At 52.1% G+C, this 25,176-nt stretch carries 13 protein-coding genes and 1 other RNA gene; 9 read left to right on the forward strand and 5 right to left on the reverse strand.

Features of this window, described 5'->3' with window-relative positions; translation table 11 throughout:
• Positions 1–60 precede the first annotated feature (60 nt).
• Both GBAG_RS15495 and GBAG_RS15500 read right to left on the reverse strand, forming a co-directional pair.
• On the reverse strand, positions 61–351 hold the full coding sequence (locus tag GBAG_RS15495; protein ID WP_034497805.1) for an RnfH family protein: 291 nt from the start codon (positions 349–351) through the stop codon (positions 61–63).
• Entirely contained in the window at positions 341–778 is a 438-nt protein-coding gene (locus GBAG_RS15500; protein ID WP_034497807.1) for a type II toxin-antitoxin system RatA family toxin, read from the reverse strand. The genes GBAG_RS15495 and GBAG_RS15500 overlap by 11 nt, the downstream gene beginning before the upstream one ends.
• 154 nt (positions 779–932) lie before the next feature.
• Between GBAG_RS15500 and smpB the strand changes: the two genes are divergently transcribed.
• The 8 genes from smpB to GBAG_RS15535 all read left to right on the forward strand — a co-directional run bounded on the left by smpB (position 933) and on the right by GBAG_RS15535 (position 22,530).
• On the forward strand, positions 933–1,415 hold the full coding sequence (gene smpB, locus GBAG_RS15505) for an SsrA-binding protein SmpB (RefSeq protein ID WP_034497808.1): 483 nt from the start codon (positions 933–935) through the stop codon (positions 1,413–1,415).
• 782 nt (positions 1,416–2,197) lie between these two features.
• On the forward strand, positions 2,198–13,444 hold the full coding sequence (locus GBAG_RS15510) for a BapA/Bap/LapF family large adhesin (RefSeq protein WP_034497810.1): 11,247 nt from the start codon (positions 2,198–2,200) through the stop codon (positions 13,442–13,444).
• A 221-nt stretch (positions 13,445–13,665) separates the two neighbouring features.
• The gene (locus tag GBAG_RS15515; protein ID WP_034497812.1) at positions 13,666–15,069 is read left to right on the forward strand and encodes a TolC family outer membrane protein; all 1,404 of its coding nucleotides are present in this window, start codon (positions 13,666–13,668) and stop codon (positions 15,067–15,069) included.
• A complete protein-coding gene (locus GBAG_RS15520) occupies positions 15,066–17,261 on the forward strand; it encodes a type I secretion system permease/ATPase (RefSeq protein WP_034497813.1) in 2,196 nt (731 codons plus the stop codon). Before GBAG_RS15515 ends, GBAG_RS15520 begins: the two co-directional genes overlap by 4 nt.
• A 7-nt stretch (positions 17,262–17,268) precedes the next feature.
• Positions 17,269–18,432: an HlyD family type I secretion periplasmic adaptor subunit gene (locus GBAG_RS15525; RefSeq protein WP_156104900.1), complete on the forward strand. Its 1,164-nt coding sequence runs from the start codon at positions 17,269–17,271 to the stop codon at positions 18,430–18,432.
• Between the two features lie 57 nt (positions 18,433–18,489).
• Positions 18,490–18,853: a transfer-messenger RNA gene (gene ssrA / locus GBAG_RS22275) on the forward strand.
• 205 nt (positions 18,854–19,058) lie between these two features.
• On the forward strand, positions 19,059–20,258 hold the full coding sequence (locus GBAG_RS15530) for an integrase domain-containing protein (protein ID WP_034497817.1): 1,200 nt from the start codon (positions 19,059–19,061) through the stop codon (positions 20,256–20,258).
• 28 nt (positions 20,259–20,286) lie between these two features.
• The gene (locus GBAG_RS15535) at positions 20,287–22,530 is read left to right on the forward strand and encodes a C1 domain-containing protein (protein ID WP_034497818.1); all 2,244 of its coding nucleotides are present in this window, start codon (positions 20,287–20,289) and stop codon (positions 22,528–22,530) included.
• A 264-nt stretch (positions 22,531–22,794) separates the two neighbouring features.
• On the opposite strand, the gene GBAG_RS15540 is transcribed toward GBAG_RS15535, so the two are convergent.
• Genes GBAG_RS15540 through GBAG_RS15550 form a run of 3 tightly spaced genes read right to left on the reverse strand, consistent with a single transcriptional unit; the run spans position 22,795 to position 24,434 of the window.
• Positions 22,795–23,370 (reverse strand): phage polarity suppression protein, encoded by a 576-nt coding sequence (locus GBAG_RS15540; RefSeq protein WP_034497820.1) that lies wholly within the window; start codon positions 23,368–23,370, stop codon positions 22,795–22,797.
• A gap of 18 nt (positions 23,371–23,388) precedes the next feature.
• Positions 23,389–23,628: an ogr/Delta-like zinc finger family protein gene (locus tag GBAG_RS15545; RefSeq protein WP_034497822.1), complete on the reverse strand. Its 240-nt coding sequence runs from the start codon at positions 23,626–23,628 to the stop codon at positions 23,389–23,391.
• A gap of 2 nt (positions 23,629–23,630) precedes the next feature.
• Complete coding sequence (locus tag GBAG_RS15550; protein WP_246864885.1) at positions 23,631–24,434, reverse strand: capsid protein; 804 nt, start codon at positions 24,432–24,434, stop codon at positions 23,631–23,633.
• A 545-nt stretch (positions 24,435–24,979) separates the two neighbouring features.
• Here GBAG_RS15550 and GBAG_RS22285 point away from each other — a divergent pair.
• A partial coding sequence (locus tag GBAG_RS22285; RefSeq protein WP_072011196.1) for a helix-turn-helix transcriptional regulator occupies positions 24,980–25,176 on the forward strand: 197 nt, incomplete at its 3' end.

Here is a 25,176-nt window from a genome sequence, read left to right on the forward strand (position 1 = left end):
CCAACAAAAAAGGTGCCGATGGGCACCTTTTTTTGGCTACTGTTTTGACTACTTATTTGTCTACTTCTGAGCAGCCTTTTCAGCGCGCTGGCGTCTTAACTCTTTCGGGTCAGCAATGAGCGGCCGATAAATCTCCACCCGATCTCCGTCGTTAAGCGTGTCGGTCAGTTTTACCGGTCGGCTAAAAATCCCAACCTTATTCTTCGTCAAATCAATATCGGTACGCAATTCAAGGATGCCCGATGCGGCAATCGCCTGCTCAACGGTACTCCCGTACGCCAGCCGAACTTTAAGCAAGTACTGCTTTTCAGGCAGCGCATAAACCACTTCGACCTTAATTTCAGGCGACACTGTAGACCTCTTTCGCACGCACGGTAAACGCCTGAACCATGTTACCCGCAAGCTCTTTGAAGATACGCCCAAACGCCAACTCAATAAGTTTGTTGGTAAATTCAAAATCAAGTTGGAACTCAATACGGCATGCTTCAGCGCTTAATGGCGTGAACTTCCAGCCCCCCATTAATGACTTAAACGGCCCATCGACAAGATGCATCAAAATACTTTGATTGCTGGTCAAGGTGTTACGCGTCGTGAAAGTTTTGCTGATCCCAGCTTTGGAAACATCGACAGCCGCCGTCATCTGTTCGGCCGACGCGTTAAGCACCCGGCTGCCAGTGCAACCCGGTAAAAAATCTGGATAGGATTTCACGTCGTTCACTAATTGATACATCTGCTCCGCGCTGTAAGGCACTAGCGCAGTACGGGTAATCTGAGGCATAGCATTTCCTGAGAGTCACAAAACGGGCAAATAATAACATTTATCATCACGCAAAGAAAAACTCTTAGCCTGGAGCCGTGCTAAGATATGCCTTCATCCTCGCAGCGAAGCGGGGTGTATTTGAACTCCTGGATTACATATACTGAGCAGCACTATGACAAAGAAAAAAGCATTCAAACCAGGTTCAGCCACCATTGCGCAAAACAAACGCGCCCGCCATGAATACTTTATCGAAGATGAGTATGAAGCGGGGCTAGTGCTACAAGGCTGGGAAGTAAAATCTCTACGTGCCGGGAAGGCCAACATAGGTGATAGCTACGTCATTTTGAAAGACGGCGAAGCATACTTGTTCGGTGCCAACTTTACCCCACTAAATGTGGCTTCAAGCCATGTGGTCTGCGACCCTACACGCACGCGTAAACTCCTGCTTAATCAGCGCGAACTGGACAATCTTTACGGCCGTATCAACCGTGATGGTTATACCGTCGTGGCTCTGTCGATGTACTGGAAAAATGCCTGGTGTAAAGTCAAAATCGGCGTTGCAAAAGGTAAGAAACAGCACGACAAGCGTACAGATTTGAAAGACAAAGAGTGGGCGGTGGATAAAGCTCGCATCATGAAACACGCCGGTCGATAACCCTTATTCTATAACCTCCAGATATCATTACCGGTTCTTATTACTAAGAACCGGTAATGTATTTTATATTCATGTTTTATAAATAAGTTAAATATAAAATTATCATTCTGAACAATTAGTTTCGGTAAGTTATTTATGGAAAATATATTCCACACGTTTATTAGTTGTGTGCTACCCCTCATAAACACATTCAGTGTTATCCGCAACAACCCGCTTCGTTGGATAAACCCTGCTTAATAAAAGCAAAATTTTTCACCTCTATTTCAACTCAAACAGATAAATGAACAACTTTCCCATCGGGAAATAACCTTATAAAAAAAGCGCCTTCAGTTGTTCTAGTCATCATATCCCCAGCCCAAAAAAAACCCTGTAACACATTGAATGAATACAAATTTAACCACCGCTAACTGTATAGCCACCCTTCAGGTAAATCCCGAAAATCTAGTCCCGATAACTCATGTTTTGGCAAAATGATAGTTCATAGATACTAAAGATTTTCTTTAGCAATCCTTAATTTGCGCTTTCATACTTTCCTGTCTATATCTTCAATAACCCTGAAATAAAATGATAAGAAAGTATGAAGTTTCCATTTATATAAATATGTGACCCGGTAGAAAACCTAATTTATCAATAATGCTAGTCGTCATCATTCTGATGTCCGGATTCGCTCGCTTCAAATTTATAGATCAATGGAATCATTTTAACACTTTGTTCAGGGGAAGTTATTTGCGTGCATCAGCTGTGTCAAAGCCCCTACGTTCACATTGAATGGAGTGATAATAATGCGTTCAATATCAATCATCTCAAAACTGACTGGCGTAACGAATAATGTTGAAAGCTCAGAAATCACGCTGAATGCTCCCTCAATTGTAGAACTCAGGGCCGAGCGTGCTGATATCGCCAGTATTGCTCGCACTAATCAGGATATGGTTATCACTCTGCGAGATGGTGAAGTGATTACCGTTAAAAATTTCTATGCGTTTGCCGATCAAGGCGGCAACCAATTAGTTCTTGAAGACAGCAAAGGCGCGCTGTGGTGGGTGCAGGATACCGACTCAGCTTTTCACTTCGAACACATCGCCAATATTGATGAGCTGATGGCCGCCACGGGTGCCGAATCCCATGGCGGCGGAGCGATTTGGCCCTGGGTGCTGGGCGGAGTCGCGGTTGCTGGGGGGATTGCCCTTGCTGCTGGCGGAGGCGGCGGAGGTGGTGGCGGAGGTGGTGGCGGGAGCGACAACTCTAACGGCAACGGTGGCCCTGGTTCACCAAACCCTCCACCGCCAGCGGCTGACACCACCCCACCCGCAGCACCGACAAATCTGAACGTCTCGGCTGACGGTAAAACTATTACCGGCAGCGCAGAACCTGGCAGTACCGTGACCATTACCGATAGCGCAGGCCAGATTATCGGAACCGGCATAGCGGGCAGCGATGGAAGTTTCACCATTCCACTGACCAATCCGCAAATTAACGGCGAAGATCTCACGGCTCACGCCACCGATCCCGCAGGAAACACTGGCCCTGATGCCACAGTCACCGCCCCGCTAATTCCCGATCCTGTCGAACCCATTGTAACCGCTGTAAATGATGACGCTGACCCGACAACCGGCCTGGTTTTGGACGGACAATCGACGAACGATAATACTCCGACAATAGAAGGCGTCGCCCTTGCAAACTCCACTGTGCGTATTTTCGACAACGGTCAGCAAATTGGCACCGTAGTCGCTGATGCCAGCGGCAACTGGAGCTTTACACCAGACACTCCCCTCGATGATGGAGCGCATAATTTCACCGCCACCGCCACCAATGAAAAAGGTGAAAGTGACCCATCCGGCAGCTATACCGTCACTATTGATAGCCAGGGGCCAGCCGCCCCCGAAAATCTCGATGTGTCTGATGATGGAGCAAGAGTCACAGGCATCGCCGAAGCGGGCTGCACGGTGATTATCAGGGACGCCGACGGTAACGAAATTGGCGAAGGGACCGCGGATGCCATCACTGGAGCATTCTCCGTCAACATTTCTCCGGCACAAACCGCGGGTGAAACGCTGGTCGCGGTTGCCATCGACCCACTGGGGAATATGGGTGACGAGGCCGAGTTCACCTATTTTGACTCCCCCCCGCCCTCCACTCCCCTGATTTCTAGCGTCGTAGACGACGCCGCACCAACAACCGGCAACCTGACGAATGGTCAGCTTAGCAACGATCCTCGCCCAACGCTGAACGGCAGCGCTGAAATCGGCAATACGGTAACCATTTTCGATAATGGCGTTTCGATTGGCACGGCGCTTGTCAATAACAACGGGGAATGGAGTTTCACACCGGGTTCAAATCTGAGCGATGGAAACCATATTTTCACCGTCATCGCCACTGATGCGGCGGGTAATTCCAGTGTGTCACCGTCGGCAAGTTTTGAAATTCAGATAGACGCCACGGCACCTGCACTTCCGTCCATCACAAGCGTCTTTAGCGATAACGGTACACAGCAGACTCCTATCCTGGCCAACCGCGAAACGAACCAAGACCTTCCTTCTCTCAAAGGGTTAGCGGAACCCAACACCACGCTGACTCTTAAAGATAATGGCATTGAGATTGGAACTATCGCCGTAGATGGAAGTGGCAACTGGAGTTATACCCCAACTGCGCCGCTGGGAAATGGCAGCCATAATTTAACCCTAACCGCAACGGATGAAGCGGGCAACGTCAGCCAACCTTCCGCAGGTTTCGCCTTTACGATTGACACCACTCCCCCCGCCGCCCCAACCGGATTACAAGTGTCCACCGATGGTCTGCATGTCACCGGCACGGCGGAAGCCGGCAGCATTATTACCGTCACCGACGGGAATGGCGTGGTGTTGGGAACGGGCACGGCGGATATCAATGGCGCATTTGACGTCACTCCGCTAACAACCGCACAAACTAACGGCGAAGCGCTGTTGGTCAGCGCCACAGATGCGGCAGGTAACGAAGGCCCGAATACCGGCGTACTGGCCCAGGACACCACCGACCCTGGCGCCCCGACCAATCTGGCGGTTAACGACGAAGGAACTGTGGTCACCGGTAACGCCGAACCCGGCAGTACCGTGACGGTTAGCGACAGTAGCGGCAACCCGCTGGGTGATGGAAAAGCCGGGGATGACGGCAGCTTTAGCGTCACCATAACGCCTGCACAAACCAACGGCGAAACGCTGGAAGTCACCGCCACGGATAAAGCCGGGAACACCGGGCCAGAAGCGCCGGTTGATGCCCCCGACTCCACGCCACCAGCGGTTCCGATGATCGGCGCTGTGGTTGACGATGCTGCCAATATCACAGGCAATCTGAACAACGGCGATACTACCAACGACAATAAACCGACGCTGCAAGGCACCGCCGAACCAGGTGCAACAATCAACATCTATGACAACGGCGGGACCACGCCAATCGGCACTGTTACCGCTGACCCTGGCGGCATCTGGAGTTTCACGCCGACGACTGCGCTGGGGCAAGGGCTGCATAACCTGACGGTCACCGCGACCGATGCCGATAACAACATAAGCCCAGCCGCATCGTTTAGCCTGAGTGTCGACTCCGTCGCCCCGCTCGCTCCGGCAATCACTTTAGTGAGTGATGATGTTGGAACAATTACCGGTTCCGTGCCGAATAATGGCGTCACTAACGACACGACCCCAACCCTCCAGGGCACCGGTGAACCGGGCTCGACGGTGACTCTGACGCTCGACGGCACAACGACGCTGACGACGTTTACTGTCGATGCCTCCGGCACCTGGAGTTACACGCTGACCACCGCACTTAGCGAAAGCGAGCATCGCTTTACGGTCACGGCTTCAGACTCTGCGGGTAACGTCATTGCTCCGTCTACCGAGTTTGTGATTACGGTAGACACCACGCCGCCAGCAACCCCGGTCATTACTGGCGCGGTGGATGATATCGGCAGCGTAACCGCCCCGCTTGGCAACAATTCTTCCACCGATGATACCCGTCCGCAATTCAACGGCACCGGGGCGCCAGGCTCAACCATCACGCTTTACGATGGCGCAACAGCCATCGGCTCATTCACCATCGGAATAGATGGCCAATGGAGTATCACGCCAGCGCAACCTCTGACGGAGGGAGCGCACGCACTTACCGCGGTGGCTACCGATGCGGCGGGCAACGCCAGCCCTGCGGCCAACTTTAATCTGACGATAGACACCACGCCTCCGGCTGCACCGTTGATTGTGAACGCCGTGGGTGAAGTCGGCGGTGCCAACGCCACACTGGTCAGCGGCGGCAGCATACAAAACGGGACTCCAACGCTTTCAGGAACCGGGGAAGTGGGGGCCACCATCAGGATTTACGATAATGGCGGCACCACGCCTATTGGCACGATTACCGTTCCGGCTGGCGGAAACTGGACATTTACCCCAACGACGGCGTTGACTGAAGGCGCTCATACGCTCACCGCCGTGGCAACCGATCCGGTAGGTAACGTCGGCCTTCCATCGGCTGGCTTTACGTTAACCGTGGACTCCTCGATCCCAGCCACACCGGGCATTCCAACCGTGACTGACGATGTGTCCCCAGGGCTTGGAACCATCGCCAATAACGGCAGCACCAACGACACCACACCGACCTTCTCCGGCACGGGAACGGCGGGCGATACCATCACGATCCTCGATAATGGCGATCCTATTGGCACCACGACCGTCCTGGCAGATGGCACCTGGAGCTTTACGCCGGGTACGCCATTCACCACGCCAGACCATTCGGTAAGCGTGACCGAAAGCGATGCAGCGGGTAACAAAAGCCCGGCCTCAGGCACCATTAACTTCACCCTCGATACCGAGCCGCCTGCTGCGCCAACCATTGATTCCGCGGACGATAACGTCGGTGCGCTGCAACAAACATTGCTGACCAATGGCGTCACCGATGACAATACGCCGACCTTCCACGGCACTGGAATCAATGGCGATACCATCACGCTGTACAACGGCAGCACCGTGCTTGGCACCGCTCTCGTCACAGGTGGTGTGTGGACGATTACGCCTGCTACCGCGTTGCCGAACGGCACGCTGAATCTGACCGCCACCGCAACCGATCCGGCGGGGAACGTCGGCAGCCCGTCGGCAAACTTTACGTTGACCGTTGATAACACGCCGCTCACCGCTCCGGTGGTGACAGAAATTGTTGATAACGAAGGCGTCATTCAAACTCCGCTAACGAGTGGCAGCGTTACCGACGACAAAACCCCGACCTTCAACGGCACTGGCACCGTTGGCAGCACGATTAATATTTATGACAACGGCGGAGCCACGCCCATTGCGACAACAACCGTTGGCGCGAATGGTACCTGGAGCGTGACGTTGCCTGAGCTGGCAGAAAACGGGCATTCGCTTACGATTGGCGCAACCGATCCGGCGGGTAACTCGGTTGGGCCATCTGCGCCAATTTTGATTACGGTGGATACAGCTCCGCCAGCCGCGCCGACTGTTTTAGTCCCTGATGGCACAGTTGTCAGCGGCACTGCCGAAGTTGGCAGTACTGTCATCATCAGAAACAGTACAACGGAGCTGGGCCGTGGCATCGCTGATGCCGATGGGAAATGGGCTATCACTCTGTCGCCTGCCCAGTTACCTGGCACATCGCTGATAGCGATAGCGCAGGATATTGCAGGAAACCAAAGCCCATCAGCAGGCTTTGATACAACTCTCTCACTCACCCTTCAACCTCCAACCATTGACCATGTTGTGGATGACGCGGGAACAATTACCGGAGATATCGCCAATGGAAAAACAACCAACGACACCACGCCGACACTGAATGGCTCAAACGCTGCATCTCTCGCAACCGTTCATATCTTTGTGGATGGTGCAGAAGTTGCCACTGTGACTGCCACTCTTTCAGGCACATGGAGCTACCAGATCCCAGCAGCGCTGGCCCAAGGCTCGCATACCTTTGCCGTCAGCCAGAGCACACTCCTTGAGACCAGCGGCCAGTCGCCGGCCTTTACTGTCATCGTAGATACAGCCGCACCGACGATTCCAGTTATCACATCTGTTACTGACGATGTGGCACCGATAACAGGCAATGTCAGTAGCGGGCAAGCCACCAACGATCCGCGCCCAACCCTTACCGGCAGCGGGGAAGCAGGCTCGACAATCACCATCCTTGATAACGGCTCGTCAATCGGCACCGCCGTAGTAGGCGCTGGGGGCACCTGGACCTTTACGCCGACGGTGGATTTGGGCAATGGCTCACATCCGATAACCGTCACCTCAACCGATGCCGCCGGGAACGTCAGCGTACCGTCTGCAGGTTTTTCATTAAACGTGGATACCACCGCGCCACTTGCACCAGTGATTAGCAGCGTGACGGATGACACCACCACGCCAGGAGCGGTGGTTTCTGGTCAACCAACCAACGACAACACGCCAACCTTTAGCGGAACCGTTGAACCCAATACCACGCTGATTATTAGCGATAACGGTACGGTGGTTGCGACGATTCCTGTCGGTATATCCGGTAACTGGACATGGACACCAAATCCAGCGCTGACCGAAGGCAGCCACCCGCTCACACTCACCACCACCGACGCGGCGGGGAACGTGAGCCCGGCGACTACCTTTACTGCGGTGGTCGATACCAGCGCGCCGATACTTCCGGCGATCACGTTGGTGGTTGATGACCAGACACAAACGGGAACCGATCTAACGTTAACCAGCGGGCAAGCGACCAAGGATACGTTGCCAACATTGAGCGGCACCAGCGAAGCCAACGCCATTATCACGCTCAAAGATGGCAATACGATTATTGGCACCACGACGGCGAACGGTGCAGGTGAGTGGTCATTGGATCCGACTACCGCTCTTGGCCAGGGCAGCCACAACCTGACCGTAACCGCCACAGACGCCGCCGGAAACGTCAGCAATCCATCCGGTGTCTTTACGGTCGTCATCGACTCGGTGGCACCAATCGCCCCGTTGATTGTGACCGTCACCGACAACACCGTGCCAAACATTGGGCCAATCACCAGCGGCGTGCCAACCAACGAAACGCGTCCGGTGATTACCGGCTCAGGGGAAGTGGGCGCGACCATTACGGTTTCTGACGGCAACCAGGTGCTGGGCACGACCACCGTGGGTGCTGGCGGAACGTGGAGCTTTACGCCAGGCACACCGCTCACCAGCGGGTCGCATAATTTGACCGTTACCGCCACGGATGCCACCGGAAACGTCAGTGCGCCATCAGCAGGCTTTAACGTGGTGATCGATTTAGCTGCACCAACTGCACCAGCCATCACCACGGTTTCTGACGATGCGGGTTCAGCCACCGGTGATTTGGCTAATAACCAGGTGACGGACGACACTCGCCCGGCGCTAAGCGGCACCGCCGAAGCCGGTTCAAGCGTCAATATTTACGATAACGGCGCATTGATTGGCACCGTGACTGCAACGGGCGGCGTGTGGAACTTTACGCCACCAGCAGGCGCACCGTTGGGTAACGGTAATCACGCGTTTACCGTCACCGCCACCGATGCGGCGGGCAATATCAGCGCGTTGTCGCCAGCCTTCAATATTGTGGTGGACACTGCCGCCCCAACGTCCCCAATCGTGATTCAGGCATTCGATGATGTCGGCCCGGTTACGGGGCCGTTAGTCAGCGGGCAAACCACCAACGACAAACAGCCGTTGCTCAGTGGTACGGCTGAAGCCAACTCCACGGTGAATATTTACGACAACGGCGGCACCACACCTATCGGCACCGTCACCGCCTTGCCGAACGGCACCTGGAGCTTCACTCCTTCTGGCGATTTGGGCGAAGGGACGCATGTGTTCACCGCCACCTCTACCGATGCGGCAGGCAACCTGGGGGCAGTATCAGGCACCTTTACGCTGAATATCGACAGCTTTGCACCGGCCACGCCAACGCTCACCACGGTAGTGGACGATGTGGCTGGCGGCGCAGTAGGTTCGCTGGGCAACGGGCAAGTCACCAACGATGCGCGGCCTACGCTTAACGGCACGGCAGAAGCAGGCAGCACGCTTGCCATCTTTGACGGCGCAACACAAATTGGCACCGTGACGGTTCCTGTTGGCGGCAACTGGACATTCACCCCGACCACGCCGCTGGCGACAGGTCTGCATACCTTTACGCTCACCTCAACGGATGCGGCGGGTAACGTCAGCCCCACCAGCGCGGGCTTTGCCATTGTGGTTGATACCACCGCGCCGACTGTCCCGATTATCACTTCGATTGTCGATGATGTTGCGGGTGGCGTGTCCAACGGTTCACTCGCCAATAACCAGGCGACCAACGACAGATTGCCAACGCTTAACGGCACGGCGGAAGCCAATGCCACCGTGAACATTTATGACAACGGTGGAACGACGCCAATCGCCACAGTCACCGCATTACCAGACGGCACCTGGACGTATACGCCGCCTGCGGGACAACTGCTTTCTGAAGGGCCGCACTCCTTCACCGTCACCGCTACCGATTTAGCGGGTAACATCAGCGCCCTTTCGCAGCCAGCGGCGATTGTCGTCGATGTCACACCGCCTGCGTTGCCGACCGGACTGGCGGTTAACGCAACCGGGACGAGCGTCACGGGAACTGCCGAAGCGGGCAGCACCGTGACGATTACCAGCGGCGGAACGGTGCTCGGCACCGCAACGGCGGACGGCACAGGCGCGTTCACCGTCGCCATTTCTCCGGCACAAACCAACTCGCAAGTCTTACAAGCCTATGCTCAGGATGCGGCGGGCAACACAGGTAACGCCGCCAGCGTGACCGCACCTTCAACGGCGCTGCCTGGCGTGCCGGTCATCACCAGCGTGGTGGATGACTTCGCCGCAGTCACCGGGAATGTCGCCAACGGGCAAAGCACTAACGATGCCACGCCAACCATCAACGGCATCGCGGATGTCGGAGCGACTGTCAACGTCTACAACAATGGCGTGCTGATGGGCACCACTGTTGCGGGAGTCGGCGGGGTCTGGAGCTATACGCCAACGGGCGCGTTGAGTGAAGGCTCCCATGCCTTTACCGCGACGGCCACCAACGTCAACGGCACCGGCGGCTTCTCCACTCCGGCAACGGTCGTTGTGGATACCATCGCACCGCTGGCACCAACAGCCTCCATCAGCGCCGATGGCACAACCATCAGCGGCACCGCCGAAGCCAACAGCACTGTGACCATTACATTGCCTGGCGGCGCAACCGTCACCACCACCGCCAACGCCGGGGGCAGTTACAGCCTGACGCTACCGACACGTGAAATTAGCGGGGAAGTGCTTTCCGTCAAAGCCACCGATGCGGCGGGGAACACCTCGCCGTCCATTACGGCGACTGCGCCGGTTCTGCCACTGGCGGCAGACGACAACGTGGTGAACCTGGCGTTAACCACCGACGCGCAAGTGACAACTTCGCATGCCAGCGACTACGGCGTATTGCTGGTCGGCGCACTGGGTAATGTGGCGTCAGTTCTCGGCAATGACACCGCGCAGGTTGGCTTTAATATCGCCGCGGGTGGCAGCGGCAATATCACCATTGATGCCTCCGCCACGGGAGTGGTGATCTCCTTGCTCAATACGCTGGAAGTGGCGGTTCAGAAATACGATGCAAATACCGGAACATGGAGCACCATTATCGACTCGTCGATGCCGCAGTTTGCCAACCTGCTAACGTTGGGTGCCAGCGGCGTGACGATGAATATCACCGGGCTGCCGGAGGGTTCGTACCGTGTTCTGAGTTACAACACCAGCCTGCTGGCGACAGGTTCGCTGACCAACCTCGACGTTTCCGTGGTGCAAACCAGTGCGGGAACGATCACCAGCGGCACCACGCATCCGGGTAACGTGATTACCGACGCAGGCCCGACTGGCAGTTCAGATACCGCTCCGGCAGGAACGGTGGTGAGTTCCGTCACCAATGCGCAGGGCGTTACCACCCAGATTGGTGCGGGCGGGGCTGATATTCAGGGCCAGTATGGCGTGCTGCATATCAACCAGGACGGCAGTTATACCTACACTCTGACCAACACGTCCGCCACGGTTCTTGGGCATACAGAAAACTTCACCTACACCATCACCTTCAACGGCGTGAGCAATTCGGCGCAACTGGTCGTGACGCTGGGTAATGGCGCTCCGGCGAACACCGTTACCGCAACGGATAACACCGCGTCGCTGACCTACAACACCGACGTTGAAGCGGTCAACCACGGGGCGTCATCGCAAAATGGCTTCTCGGTAGTCGGCGTAGGGCTTGGGAATGTGTTGAATCTCGATGTGCTGGCGAACATGTCGAACCCGATAATCTTTGATGTTGATGACGGTTCGACGCGCACCATGACGTTGCAGGCAAGCGTAGGCGGTGTGGCATTGCTGTCAACCTTCGATCTGTACATCTACAAATTCAACGATGTCACCCAGCAGTTTGAGCAATATAAAGTGGTGAATACCTGGCTGACCGCGCCGTTGCTGGGCGGGACTTCAGGGCAATTAACGTTAACGCTGCCGGGCGGCGAGTACCTGTTCCTGCTCAATAATGCAAGCGGCGTCACCGTGCTAACGGGCTACACGCTGAACATTTTGCAGGATCATACTTATGCGGTGGAAAGCGTTACCGCTTCGACGACGGGTAATGTGCTGGCAGACGATGTGGCTCCGGTGAATAGCCACATCACGCAGGTCAACGGCGTTGCTGTCGCAGCCAGCGGAACCACCACCATTGTTGGCGAATACGGCACGCTGACGATTGATGCCAACGGCAACTACACCTACAAACTGAATGTGGGTGTGGGTGCTGACAGCATCAAAACGCCGGATAGTTTCATCTATACCGTGACCGCGCCAAATGGCGACACCGATACCGCGTCGTTAAATGTCACTGCCACACCGACCCCGGTGAATGCCATTGACGACGTCAGCACGGCAATGGCGGTTAGCACCGCGCAAACCACCGCGAATTACTCCGATACCACGGTGGGTTCGGCGGTCTGGAACGCCGCATTGCTTTCGTCAACCAGCAAAAGCGGCAGTGGGACATTTGTCGTCGGTGCGAATGACGTTTTGCACAATCCGGTTCTGCATTTCACCGTGAATTCACTGCTTTCACTCGGTGGATTAAACGTAAGCTGGAATATCACCAATCAGGCAGGAACGGTAATCAAAAGCGACTCATTCAGCGGCGGCCTGCTGCTCGGTGGCGTAGCGAATATTGATTTGACGGGATTGGATCTTGCGGCCGGTACCTACACCCTGAACTACACCGGAAGTATGGGGCCGCTGGGGCTGGGCCAAATCAGCATCACCCCAACCGTCACCGGCACCACCATTGATCTGGATAATTATTTAACGCAAGGCGGCAGCACCGTTCACGGCAACTTGTACGATGGAACGGACTCCTCAGGCGCGATTGATCAGTTAGGCACCGTGCACACGCTACTGAGCATTACCGGCTTTAACGGCAGCACCGCAACGCTTGATCCGCTCACTAACAGCAGCGCCTCCGCCACTATTCAGGGGCATTACGGCACGCTGCAAATTGGCATCGACGGGGCGTATACCTACACGCTCAATAACGGGATTAACCCGGCGTCGATCACAACCAGGGAGACATTCACCTACACGCTGAACGACCAGAACGGTCATTCCGACAGCGCGACATTAACCATCAATATGAACCCGCAATTCGTCAGCACCGCGTTAAGCGATGTGATAACCGGCTCGGCTTATGGCGACACGCTGGTTTATGACCTGCTCAATAACGCCAACGCCACGGGCGGCAATGGCGCAGATACCTGGAAAAACTTCTCGCTGGCTCAGGGCGATAAAATAGACATCCACGATTTGTTAGTGGGCTGGAACCCGGCAAGCTCCAACATCGCCAACTACCTGAACGTCACCACCAGCGGCAATAACACGGTGATTTCCATCGACCGCGACGGCACCGGCACGACTCACAACGTAACCCCACTCGTCACTCTGGAGAATGTTCAGACCACGCTCGATGAGCTGGTACAGCAACACCATATTATTACCTGAATGGCGTAAATGGTGGATGACGCTAACGCTTATCCCCCCTACAAAATCAAAAATGTAGGTCGGATAAGCGCAGCTTCACCCGACAAAACCAAAATGTAGGTCGGATAAGCGCAGCGTCATCCGACAAAATCAAAATGTAGGTCGGATAAGCGCAGCGTCATCCGACAAAAGCAGGCAAGCCATACCAATTAGAACGTAGTGACTTTTAAAAGGGACTGACTATGGGAAAATTACAGCCGTTTGCACTGTGGCTGGCATGCAGCCTGTGTATAGCCCAGGCGCATGCCGATGACACACCACAATTTATCAGTACTCAGGAACTCTCTGAGCAACAACTACCGGCACTTGATGGCTCCACCAGCTTACCGTTGGACGCCCCCGCGCCGGGAACGCTGACTCTCAATGATGCGGTCAACCGCGCCGTTACCTGGCATCCGAGCATTCACGAAGCCATCGGCAAACTGGCCGGGCAATCTGAACAGGTCAACGTCGCAAAATCAAAATACTATCCGCAAGTCACGGCGGGCATGAATAACGGCTACAGCAACGGTTACACCGACAGCGGTTTTAGCCCCTCGCTGGTGTTGTCCGTTTCGCAGATGCTTTATGACTTCGGCAAAGTCTCAAGCCAGGTACGAGCCGAAAGCGCAGGCGTGGCACAAGAGCAAGCAAACGTGCTGGTGAGCATCGACAATGTCGGCCACGACACCGCTAATGCCATGATTCAGGTGCAGATGTGGCAACAAATGGTTGATATCGCCAAAGATCAATTAGATGCCCTGAGCGCGATTGGGAAATTAACCGAGAAGCGCAACGATGAAGGGGCCACGTCAATGTCGGACGTGGTGCAAACCAATGCGCGTATTGAATCTGCTCGTTCACAACTCATTCAATATCAGTCCAATCTCGACAGCGCCCAGGCCACATTAACGAGCTGGCTGGGCTGGAACAACCTCAACGGTATCAGCAACGAGTTCCCTGATAAGCTAGCAAAAAGCTGTGACATCGCCAAACCGGATGACCGCTTAGTCCCTGCGGTTCTCGCCTCGTGGGCGCAGGCCAGTGTCGCCCAGGCCAATCTTGATTACGCCAACGCGCAGATGACGCCAACCATCTCGCTGGAGCCGCAGGTTCAGCACTATCTGAATGACAAATACGCCAGCCACGAAGTGCTGGATCGCACCCAATATTCCGCGTTTATCAAAGTCGAAATGCCGCTTTACCAGGGCGGCGGCTTAACGGCGCGTCGCAATGCGGCCAGCCACGCGGTGGAAGCGGCACAATCTGGAGTACAACGCACCCGCCTCGACATTCGCCAGAAACTGATGGAATCGCGCAGCCAGGCACTCGGGCTGATGGGCGCGGTTCAGGTGCTGCAACGCCAGGAACAATTGAGCGAACGCACCCGCGAACTCTATCAACAGCAATATCTGGATTTAGGTTCACGCCCGTTGCTCGACGTACTCAACGCGGAACAGGAAGTTTTTCAGGCCCGTTTCGCGCAGCTACAAATCCTCAGCCAACTTCATCAATTGCAGCTCAACTGTTTGTATAACTCTGGCCGCTTACGCAACGCATTTGGCCTGGAGCACCGCACCATCCAGTCACTGGAGATCCAGCCATGAGCCAAACACCGCCTCCTGTTGATGAACACCTGACTGAACATGCGCTAAGCCACTGGGCGCAGTTGATTAGCCACGTCGCCGCGCATTATCGCGTCGCCTGCTCTCCCGGCACCATCCAGGCAAACGCCCCGTGGTTTAAAGACAAAAACATGCTCTCGGCACTCACACAGTTATCGCGCCAGGCGGGGCTTTCATTTCATATGATGAGCGCCCCGGAACTGGCGATTGGCAAATGGCGGTTGCCTCTTGCGGCGAGCCTGAACAACGGGCAACTGGCGGTCATCGAACATTTCGACGGCGAGGATACGGTTGAAATTTGCGTTATTGACGGCGAACGCCAGACCAACCGGGTATCGCTCGCAACGCTGCTGCCGGAAATCCGTTTTGTAGCCGCACTTCGCCCGCTGTCGGCGCTTAAAGACAGCCGCGTGGATGCGTATATCTCACGCTTTAGCCCAGACTGGCTAAAAGAGCTGGTGATGCAGGATCTGCGCCCTTACGGCCCGGTGATGCTGGCGGCTTTCCTCATCAATGTGCTGTCGCTTTCCGGCATCCTTTTCTCGATGCAGGTTTATGACCGCGTGATCCCCGCACAGTCGTACCCCACGCTGTATGTGCTGGCTTCCGGCGTGTTGCTGGCGGTGATATTTGGTTTTGTGCTGCGCGTGGCGCGTGGTCATATTATGGATGTGCTCGGCAAACGGGCGGATATGCGTGTTTCCGATCGCGTATTCAGTCACGCGCTGCGCCTGCGCAACAGCGCCATCCCCCGCTCCACCGGCAGCTTTATTTCCCAGCTTCGCGAACTCGAACAGATCCGAGAAATGATCACCTCATCAACGATCTCGACGATCGTCGATTTGCCGTTCTTCTTTATGTTCATCATCGTACTGGCGATTATTGCCCCGCAACTGGCGTGGATTGCGCCGGTCGCCGCCGTACTGATGGTGCTGCCGGGCATCCTGCTACAGAAAAAACTGGCGATGCTCGCCAACCAGTCAGCTCACGAAGCGACGCTGCGTAATGCGGTATTAGTGGAGAGTGTTCAAGGGCTGGAAGACATCAAACTGATGCAGGCGGAGAACCGTTTCCTGCAACAATGGAACAGCTACATTCGCATTACGGCGGAATCTGGCCTGCGCACCCGCCAGCTTTCGCAAGGGCTGATTAGCTGGGGAATGACGGTGCAAAGCCTGGTGTATGCGGCGGTGATTCTCTTCGGCGCACCGCTGGTCATCGAAGGCGATATGACCACCGGTGCAATGGTTGCCGCCTCAATGTTAGCCTCAAGAATGATTGCCCCGATGGCAAACCTGTGCGGCGTGCTGGCTCGCTGGCAGCAGGTCAAAGCCGCGAAACAGGGACTGGACAGCATTATGCAGTTGCCGGTGGAAACCCAGCGCGACGAAAGCCTGGTGCATCAGGATATTTTTCACGGCCATTATCTGTTTGAAAACGCGCAGTTTCGTTACCACAACGAAGACCAGCGCATCCCTTTACGCATTACTCGCCTCGAGATCCAGCAAGGCGAGCGCGTGGCAGTTTTAGGGCGCAACGGCGCGGGGAAATCCACGCTATTGCAGGCGTTAGCGGGCGGCGTCGATTTAATCAGCGGTGATGCGCGGCTCGACAACCTGAGCATGACGCAAATTGATATGGCGGATTTGCGCCGCAATATCGGCTTTATGAGCCAGAACGCCCGTCTGTTTTACGGCACGCTGCGCGAAAACCTCACGCTTGGCGCACCGAATGCCAGCGACGAAAATATCTTCGAGGTGCTGGAAATCAGCGGTGCGGGCAACTTTGTTAAGAGTCTGCCAAAAGGACTCGACCACGCCATTATGGAAGGCGGAACCGGTTTATCCGGTGGGCAACGCCAGTCGATTTTGCTCGCCAGAATGCTGTTACGCTCGCCCAATATTGTGCTGCTCGATGAACCGACGGCCTCGCTCGACGACCACACCGAACGCGAGTTCATTCAGCGCCTGGGTCTTTGGCTTGGGCATCGCACATTGATTGTCGCCACTCACCGCGTACCGATGCTTGAACTGGTCGAGCGCGTGCTGGTTCTCAAGGAAGGCCAACTGGTGATGGATGCACCAAAAGCTCAGGCGCTCAGTAACAGTAACAACAGCCGCGCCACCGTACAGCCAAATGGGCGGGAGTGGAAAAATGAAAACCAATCAGCGTGACGTCGCCATGGACGACCCGGATATTCAGCGCGAGCGCGAGTTTTCCGGTGCCAGCCGTATCATCATCATCAGCGTGCTGCTGTTTATTTTGCTCGGCGTGTGGGCGTGGTTTGGCACACTCGATGAAGTCTCGACCGGCACCGGGAAAGTGGTGCCGAGTTCTCGCGAACAGGTGCTTCAGTCGATGGATGGCGGCATCGTCACCGAAGTGTTGGTCCACGAAGGCGACAAAGTTGAAGCCGGGCAAATCGTGGCGCGCCTCGACCCAACCCGTTCGGAATCAAACGTGGGCGAAAGTGCTGCGCGTTACCGTGCGTCCCTGGCCTCCAGCGTGCGGCTTAACGCGGAAGTGAACGATTCGCCGCTGGTTTTCCCCGATTCGCTCAAAGCCTGGCCGGAACTTATCGCCTCCGAAACGCGCCTGTATAAAAGCCGCCGTGCACAGCTCAACGACTCCGCATCCGACATACAAGATGCGCTGGTTTCGGTGAACAAGGAACTGGCGATAACGCAACGGCTGGCGAAAAGCGGTGCGGCGAGTAACGTCGAAGTGCTGCGTTTACAGCGGCAAAAAAGCGATCTGCAACTCAAAATCACCGACCTGCGCTCGCAATATTACGTCCAGGCACGCGAGGCACTTTCCAAAGCGAACGCTGAAGTCGATATGTTATCGGCCATTATCAAAGGCCGTGAAGACTCCGTGAGCCGCATGACCGTACGCTCGCCAATGCGCGGCATCGTGAAAAATATCCAGGTGACCACCATCGGCGGCGTTATCCCACCCAACGGGGAAATGATGGAAATCGTACCTGTAGATGACCATTTACTGATTGAAGCTCGTCTATCCCCGCGCGACATTGCGTTTATCCACCCCGGCCAGCGTGCGCTGGTGAAAGTCACCGCCTACGATTACGCCATTTATGGCGGGCTGGAAGGCGAAGTTGAAACCATTTCGCCGGACACCATTCAGGACAAAGTTAAGCCAGAAATCGTTTATTACCGGGTATTTATCCGCACCCATCAGGACTATCTGGTGAATAAAGTCGGGCATCATTTTTCGATATCGCCGGGGATGGTCGCCACCGTAGACATTAAAACCGGGCAAAAAACCATCGTCGATTACCTGATAAAACCGTTTAACCGCGCCCGCGAAGCGCTGCGTGAACGTTAGCGCAGATGAGGGGTGGTAAGTGGCGCTACAACTCTGTTATACTTAAAAAACACTTGTGGGGCTGATTCTGGATTCGACGGGATTCGCGAAACCCAAGGTGCATGCCGAGGGGCGGTTTGCCTCGTAAAAAGCCGCAAAAAAATAGTCGCAAACGACGAAAACTACGCCCTAGCAGCTTAATAACCTGCTAAGAGCCTTCTCTCCCTAGCTTCCGCTCTTAAGACGGGGATCAAAGAGAAGTCAAACCCAAAAGAGATCGTGTGGATACCTTGCCTGTGGTTGAAGCATTAAAACTAATCAGGATAGTTTGGTAATGGCGTGTCTACCCGCAGTTGCCCGGCGAATGTAAAGATAGACTAAGCATGTAGTACCGACGGCGTAGTAATTTCGGACGGGGGTTCAACTCCCCCCAGCTCCACCAAAATTCTCCCTCAACGATTACCAGAGTCGTCCGAGGAAGTCCTGAAAGCCCGCACAGCGTAAGCCTTGCGGGCTTTTTTGTATCTGTTATATGTCCGCAACCATCCGAGAAGATCCGCCTGAATCCAGTGATAATTGGTATACGTTTAGGTATACGGTAAGATGTAGGCCTAAAAACGTATACCAATTCACGAAGGAGCGGCCATATGGCACGGACAACGCGCCCCCTCACTAACACCGAAGTTCTACGAGCAAAAGCAGGCGAGAAAGAGCTGACGCTTCATGACGGCGAAGGTTTATTCCTTATCGTTAAGACGACCGGAAAAAAGCTATGGCGTTTTCGGTATCAAAGACCGACCACCAAAAAAAGAACGATGGTTGGTTTAGGTTCCTTCCCTGCCCTTTCACTTGCGGATGCCCGAGCATTACGAGCTGAATATCTTTCATTGTTAGCCAAAGGCATCGACCCACAGGTTCAAGCAGAGGTCACAGAGGAACAGCAGCAAATTGCCCTCGACAGTATTTTCTCCACCGTGGCCGCTAACTGGTTCCAGCTCAAAAGCAAAAGCGTCACAGCAGATTACGCGAAGGATATTTGGCGTTCTCTGGATAAAGACGTGTTCCCAGCCATTGGTGAGATCCCTGTTCAGGAAATCAAAGCCAGAACGTTAGTTGAAGCACTTGAACCCATCAAAGCGCGTGGAGCACTTGAGACAGTTCGCCGTTTGGTACAGCGCGTCAATGAAATAATGATATATGCGGTTAACACCGGTTTGATTGATTCAAACCCGGCATCCGGTGTTGGTATGGCTTTTGAGCGGCCTAAAAAGCAAAACATGCCAACCTTACGACCGGAAGAACTTCCAAACCTCATGCGCTCACTAGTGATGTCTAACCTTTCGGTTTCGACTCGTTGTTTGATTGAATGGCAGCTCCTGACACTTGTGCGCCCTGCGGAGGCTTCCGGTACTAGATGGGAAGAAATCGATCTCGATACCAAGCTGTGGACTATTCCAGCAGAACGAATGAAGGGCAAACGCGAGCACGTTGTTCCTTTATCTCCTCAGGCATTAGAGATTCTGGAGGTAATGAAGCCTATTAGCTCTCACCGAGAACATGTTTTCCCGAGCAGGAATGATCCAAAGCAAGCAATGAATAGCCAAACGGCTAATGCTGCTATAAAACGCATCGGATATGGTGGAAAGTTAGTCGCACATGGGCTGCGCTCAATTGCAAGTACAGCCATGAACGAAGCGGGTTTTAACGCTGATGTGATTGAAGCAGCTCTGGCACATTCAGATAAAAATGAAGTTAGAAGAGCATATAATCGCTCAACTTATTTAGTGCAAAGAATAGAGTTAATGGATTGGTGGGGAAAAAACGTCCGCACTTTATTGAATAAATAATACAGAATAATCCACAAGGTACATTTCAATGTATGATTCATTCGTTACAACTAAAGTACGTCCCATTCGGAAACTATTTATTATCAATAGTGATGATAAGACAACTTTTATAACAATATTCAATTCCTTAATGCACGATATTGATGGGATTTTAAATATAATACTGCAAGTAGATGAGAAATTATTCTCAGAAATAAATAAAGAATTTGTCAATCGTTATGATCCTGATGTGATTCTTAACTACTCCACCTTGGATGATAATAAACTTTCAGAGCATTTTAATACAATCACGTACAACTCCTCATCAAAGAACTATAATTTACATGATTTTTGCTCCCCATTATTTACATTTACTGGCACTCCTTATCTAGCTACTAAAGATCCATCTCTAATCCCCAAAAAAGTGTATGCATCTTCAAAAATAGAATTCAGTTCTAAATCTCTTTTATACGCAATGAATTTTGGTGTATTGGATAGAAAAAATTATGTTCGACTCAAAAGAATTACGTCTATTTTTCAAGATGTATCTTTTTCCTGCATTGAAAATGCAAATATTATCAAATCGATTCTTTTTGATGGTAATTTAAAATATCTTAACCTGACAAACAACATTGGTTCCGCATACACATCCTCAACAATATATGAGCAGAGTTATAATAACAAAAGATACTTCAATGAGAAAGGGAAGCAATATTTATTCATATCCCAGCCTACAAACTTAAATTTCATCATTTATTTTTGGAATACTAGAAACAGTTATAACCTCGAACGTTTAGCATGGATTCCTATTGATTTTTTAGATGATAATAATGACATTATCAATGAAAATACAATACTGGTCTTTAATGATGAAAAAGATAAATCCGATGTGGTCGCTAAATTTCCTGATAACGAATGCATCATTGCAGATAGATACTATTTTCCTGGTGAAAAAGAACGTTGGATTAGTTTTGAGCATGATCAATACCTTACAGGCACCTCGCAAGTTCAAGCCTTAACTCATCCAAATGAGAAAACATTCTCAGACATCGGTTTTGGCGGTGGGTTTATATTTGAAATTAGGGGGCCATCCGAATTATCATATCCAAAACAGCATTTTCTAGGTACACTTTTCACCGACAATTTAATTGACCAAGCAACTTTCCCACAATATTTCACCCGTTTATCTAATAAGGGATTATCAAAATACTTCAAACATTTTAACCCCTACAAAACCTCGGGTATTACAGAGTCTTTTAAGTTGCCATTATTTAAAGACCTGCTAAAGTCGCATTTTTTGCATTATAACCTAACAATCGAACAAACACCTAAAACATTCATCCTTGAGCAACTAATCCAACTTATCGGAGGAATTAATAACACTTACTTACTTAGCGATGAGAGAATATTCGAATTATTAATATCATTAACACCTCATACGCGGACAGAAAGACTTGTTAAAAAGGCTTTTCCTGAAATTGAAAACCATTCATCACAGGATGAATTAATATCATATATTGGCACTCTGAAAGATCGAGGTGAGATATCACTTCCATCAACAGTATTAACAATGGAAAATATATCTTCAAAATTAACAGGGAAATCAGATCCGCATAACCTTTATCATGAAAAACTACAAATTCTTAATAACTCCAAAATACTATTAAGAGGAAAACACTTCAAATGCAATCATTGCTCTGCAATGCTTTGGTTTCCTCTTGAATCATTCCAAAGAACAAATTACTGTGTTGAATGCGGTAACTCCATTCACATACCTATATTTATTGATGGCAAAATTCAAAACGATCATTACAAATTAAACCAATTAGTCTCTAGAGCTGTAGACCAGGGGCAATTATCCACACTTCTTTTAATAAATTACATCAATAAGCAAGGTTATAGTCATTTCAACTATGAAACAAATTATGAAATATTTGAAAGTGGTCGGTTAATATCAGACATAGATGTTTTTGTTAAGATTGGTAAAAAACTTGGGTTATGTGAATGCAAATCTCATAGTCCTTTTAGTAACAAACAAATAGATGAGTTACTGAACACTGCTAAAATAATAAAATGTAACTTTATTATTCTATCCTGCCTCCTTAGTAAGGATGACATAATGATTAAAGAGACTGTAGATTATTTAAAAAACATAGAAATAAACATACCCGTATTTATTATCACGAAAGATGAATTATTTTCAGAGAAACCACAGAGAATATACGAATACTTTAAAGTGGAAAATAGAACAGGTGAATTTTATAAAGGTCCAGTTCTTATAGGAAACCAATAACCATCATTTCATAGGCAATTACAAAGAGGTCATACGCATCGTTACAAAATGCTCAGATGCAATAAATAAATTCCTCAGCGCGCAATGCTATCCCCGCCACGCCTGCCCGCTTCATGGGTGGGTTTTAATGCAGGTGCATGAACACCCCGGAGCCGCGCCAGCTCTGGGGTGATAAGGTGTGAAAAATACGGGGTTTTACATGCAAAACCATGCACCGTAATGCATGGTTTAATTGAATTAAATGGCGGTGTTTTCAAGTCGATTTTATGCGGGTGGTTGCTGGCTCAGTTCTGTCTGCCGGTGCGCGTAAACATGGTTTTGTGCCGGTGTATATTTCTGCTGAGTATCAGCCCGCGAAGCCTTATCAGGCCTGAATCCGATGGCTGTCAAAATGTCGCTGTTTTCCGCTGTGTAATGAATTTCCGGGCCGGTCGCCAGATAATCCCGCAGGGCTTCCCCGACGTAATGCGTCGCTCGCCGTATGGCCAGCTCGCGGATTGCCGCCGGAAGCTGATTAATCCCCATTAATTCCGGTGCCAGCGTACTGACCAGTGCTGCCCCGTTTTGCTTCATAAATGCATTGAGTGAATGACAAATACTGGTGTGCTGTACCGCTTCATGCGAGCGAATATAACGCCCCGCCGCACAGGTGATTTCCCACTGTTTAACGTCGATATATTCACTCAGATAAGTAATCCGCTCTGCGTTCCGGGGATGTCCCGGTGCAAGCTGTTCATCCAGCGCAGTCTCTGCCGCTTTCAGTTCATCTTTTTTATTCTGCCAGGCGGTTTTATTCGCCTGACACACGGCAAAGGCCTGCTGTAATGGTGTGTCGCTCATGGATTCATCCCCGGCTGGTCATTGTGTTGCTGACGGTCGCTGTTTCGGTGCTTTATCCATTTCACCCTGGATAAATTCATCAGCCGGTTCATCACCGGCTACTGGCTGGCGGATAATCGACTCAACGGACTCCATTGAGCGGAACGTTGCTGAACAAAGCACATTCTGGCACTGGTAGTAGCGATGTTTGACGCTGTCAGACAGATAACGGCTTGTGCGTGAATGCGCCGAATTTCTACAAAACGGGCAGTGCATCATGATCAGCCCTCCTGTTTTTTGTCTGCTTTCTCTGCCAGCTCTCTGGCTATCATCGACCGTTTGATGGGGCTGTCGTAAAGATTCATATCGACGCCGGTCAGCGCAGGACGGTACAGGCCAAGCTGAGAAAGCACGGGTTCATTTTCCATGCTGAAACTGTGGAGCTGGCTCTGGCTGAGAATGCGATCGCCCAGCTCCTGTACCAGCGTTCTTTTCGGTGCCTCATTCCCCTGAATTTCCAGCTCGCGCAGGCGCAGGCAGAATGCCCGGATCAGGGCTGGACTCAGGTCTTTAATTGCCGCATTCCATTCATTGTTGGCATAGGTGCTAAAAGCGGTACGGTGTGCCTCGACATAGGCCTTGCCTGATGCGCAGGCACTGAGCATGGCGCGGGTTTTATCTGTTTCCAGTTCGCCAATCAGCGCGGTGAACTCCTCCGCCAGCTCGCGATTAGCAATCCGCTGGCTGTGCTCGTTTTTCATTTCCGGTGTAATGGCACCTTTGAGGGCACGGAACCGGCTGCGCCAGCTGTGTTCTGCTTCCTCACTTTCTTCCAGTGCGACCTGTCGCTCCTTCTCGCTGCGGCTGATGGCGGTGCCAATCTCATTAAGCTCAAGCATGTTTGCGGTATGTCGGGATTTCGCCTCGCCGAAGGATTTCAGGTCGCGGGTCAGTGCGGCAGTGAGAACCTGGCTTTCCTGTCCGTTCAGCGTATTCAGCGCATTTTTGACGCCGTTCTGCGTTTTTCCATCCTGCGCGCTAGTGGTGGCTTTGGTTGCTGTGTTGAGTGAGTCAGTTTTCATCATTGAGTTCTCCGTTTTTTCAACCTGACGTCATTCTGCCTGTGATGGCACAACATCAGTGAGCCACACCGGATGTATCAGATATGGCACAAGAAGAGCTGAAAACCGGCTTGCCAGAGGAAAGGTCTCAGGAATACCCCCCTCTTTTATTATTTTTTACTATTAACTATTCACTCTGTTCACCTTTAAAAAAAAGATAAGTAATACAGTAAATTAGAGGGTGAACAATCGAGGTCTGACTGTTCACCGTCTGTTCACCACTGTTCACCCGACCAAAATCACTTTGTGCTTTTATTGGATGTTTTAAGCTATTAATTTTCTTTTATTAATTGCTGATAATAATTGCAAATCTAAGTTATTGCTCTTCCAGTTGCTTCCTGTTGCCTACAGTACCTAAAAAAGTAATTTCGCTTAAAAAACAGACTCCTTGTTCTGTGCCTCATACAAATTCACCTTGTTGCATTGAGGGAAAATATTCACAAAATAGAGAGCTACCCGAAGCCGGACGGACACGACCGGATCTCTATGGACTGTTATGAGGTAGCTTTATGCACACCGCTTTTTCCGCACCATCTTCCGCGCCAGCCGCGCATCTGCCGCCAGTTTCTGCCCCGAATCAGGAGCGTTTTTTACGCCTCCCCGAAGTCATTCATCAGTGCAGGCTGTCCCGCTCCACGCTCTACGATTTAATCGCCCGCAATGCGTTCCCGGCGCAGGTCTCCCTTGGCGGAAAAAATGTCGCCTT

It is taken from the genome of Buttiauxella agrestis ATCC 33320 (genome assembly GCF_000735355.1).
Classification (GTDB): Bacteria; Pseudomonadota; Gammaproteobacteria; order Enterobacterales; family Enterobacteriaceae; genus Buttiauxella; species Buttiauxella agrestis.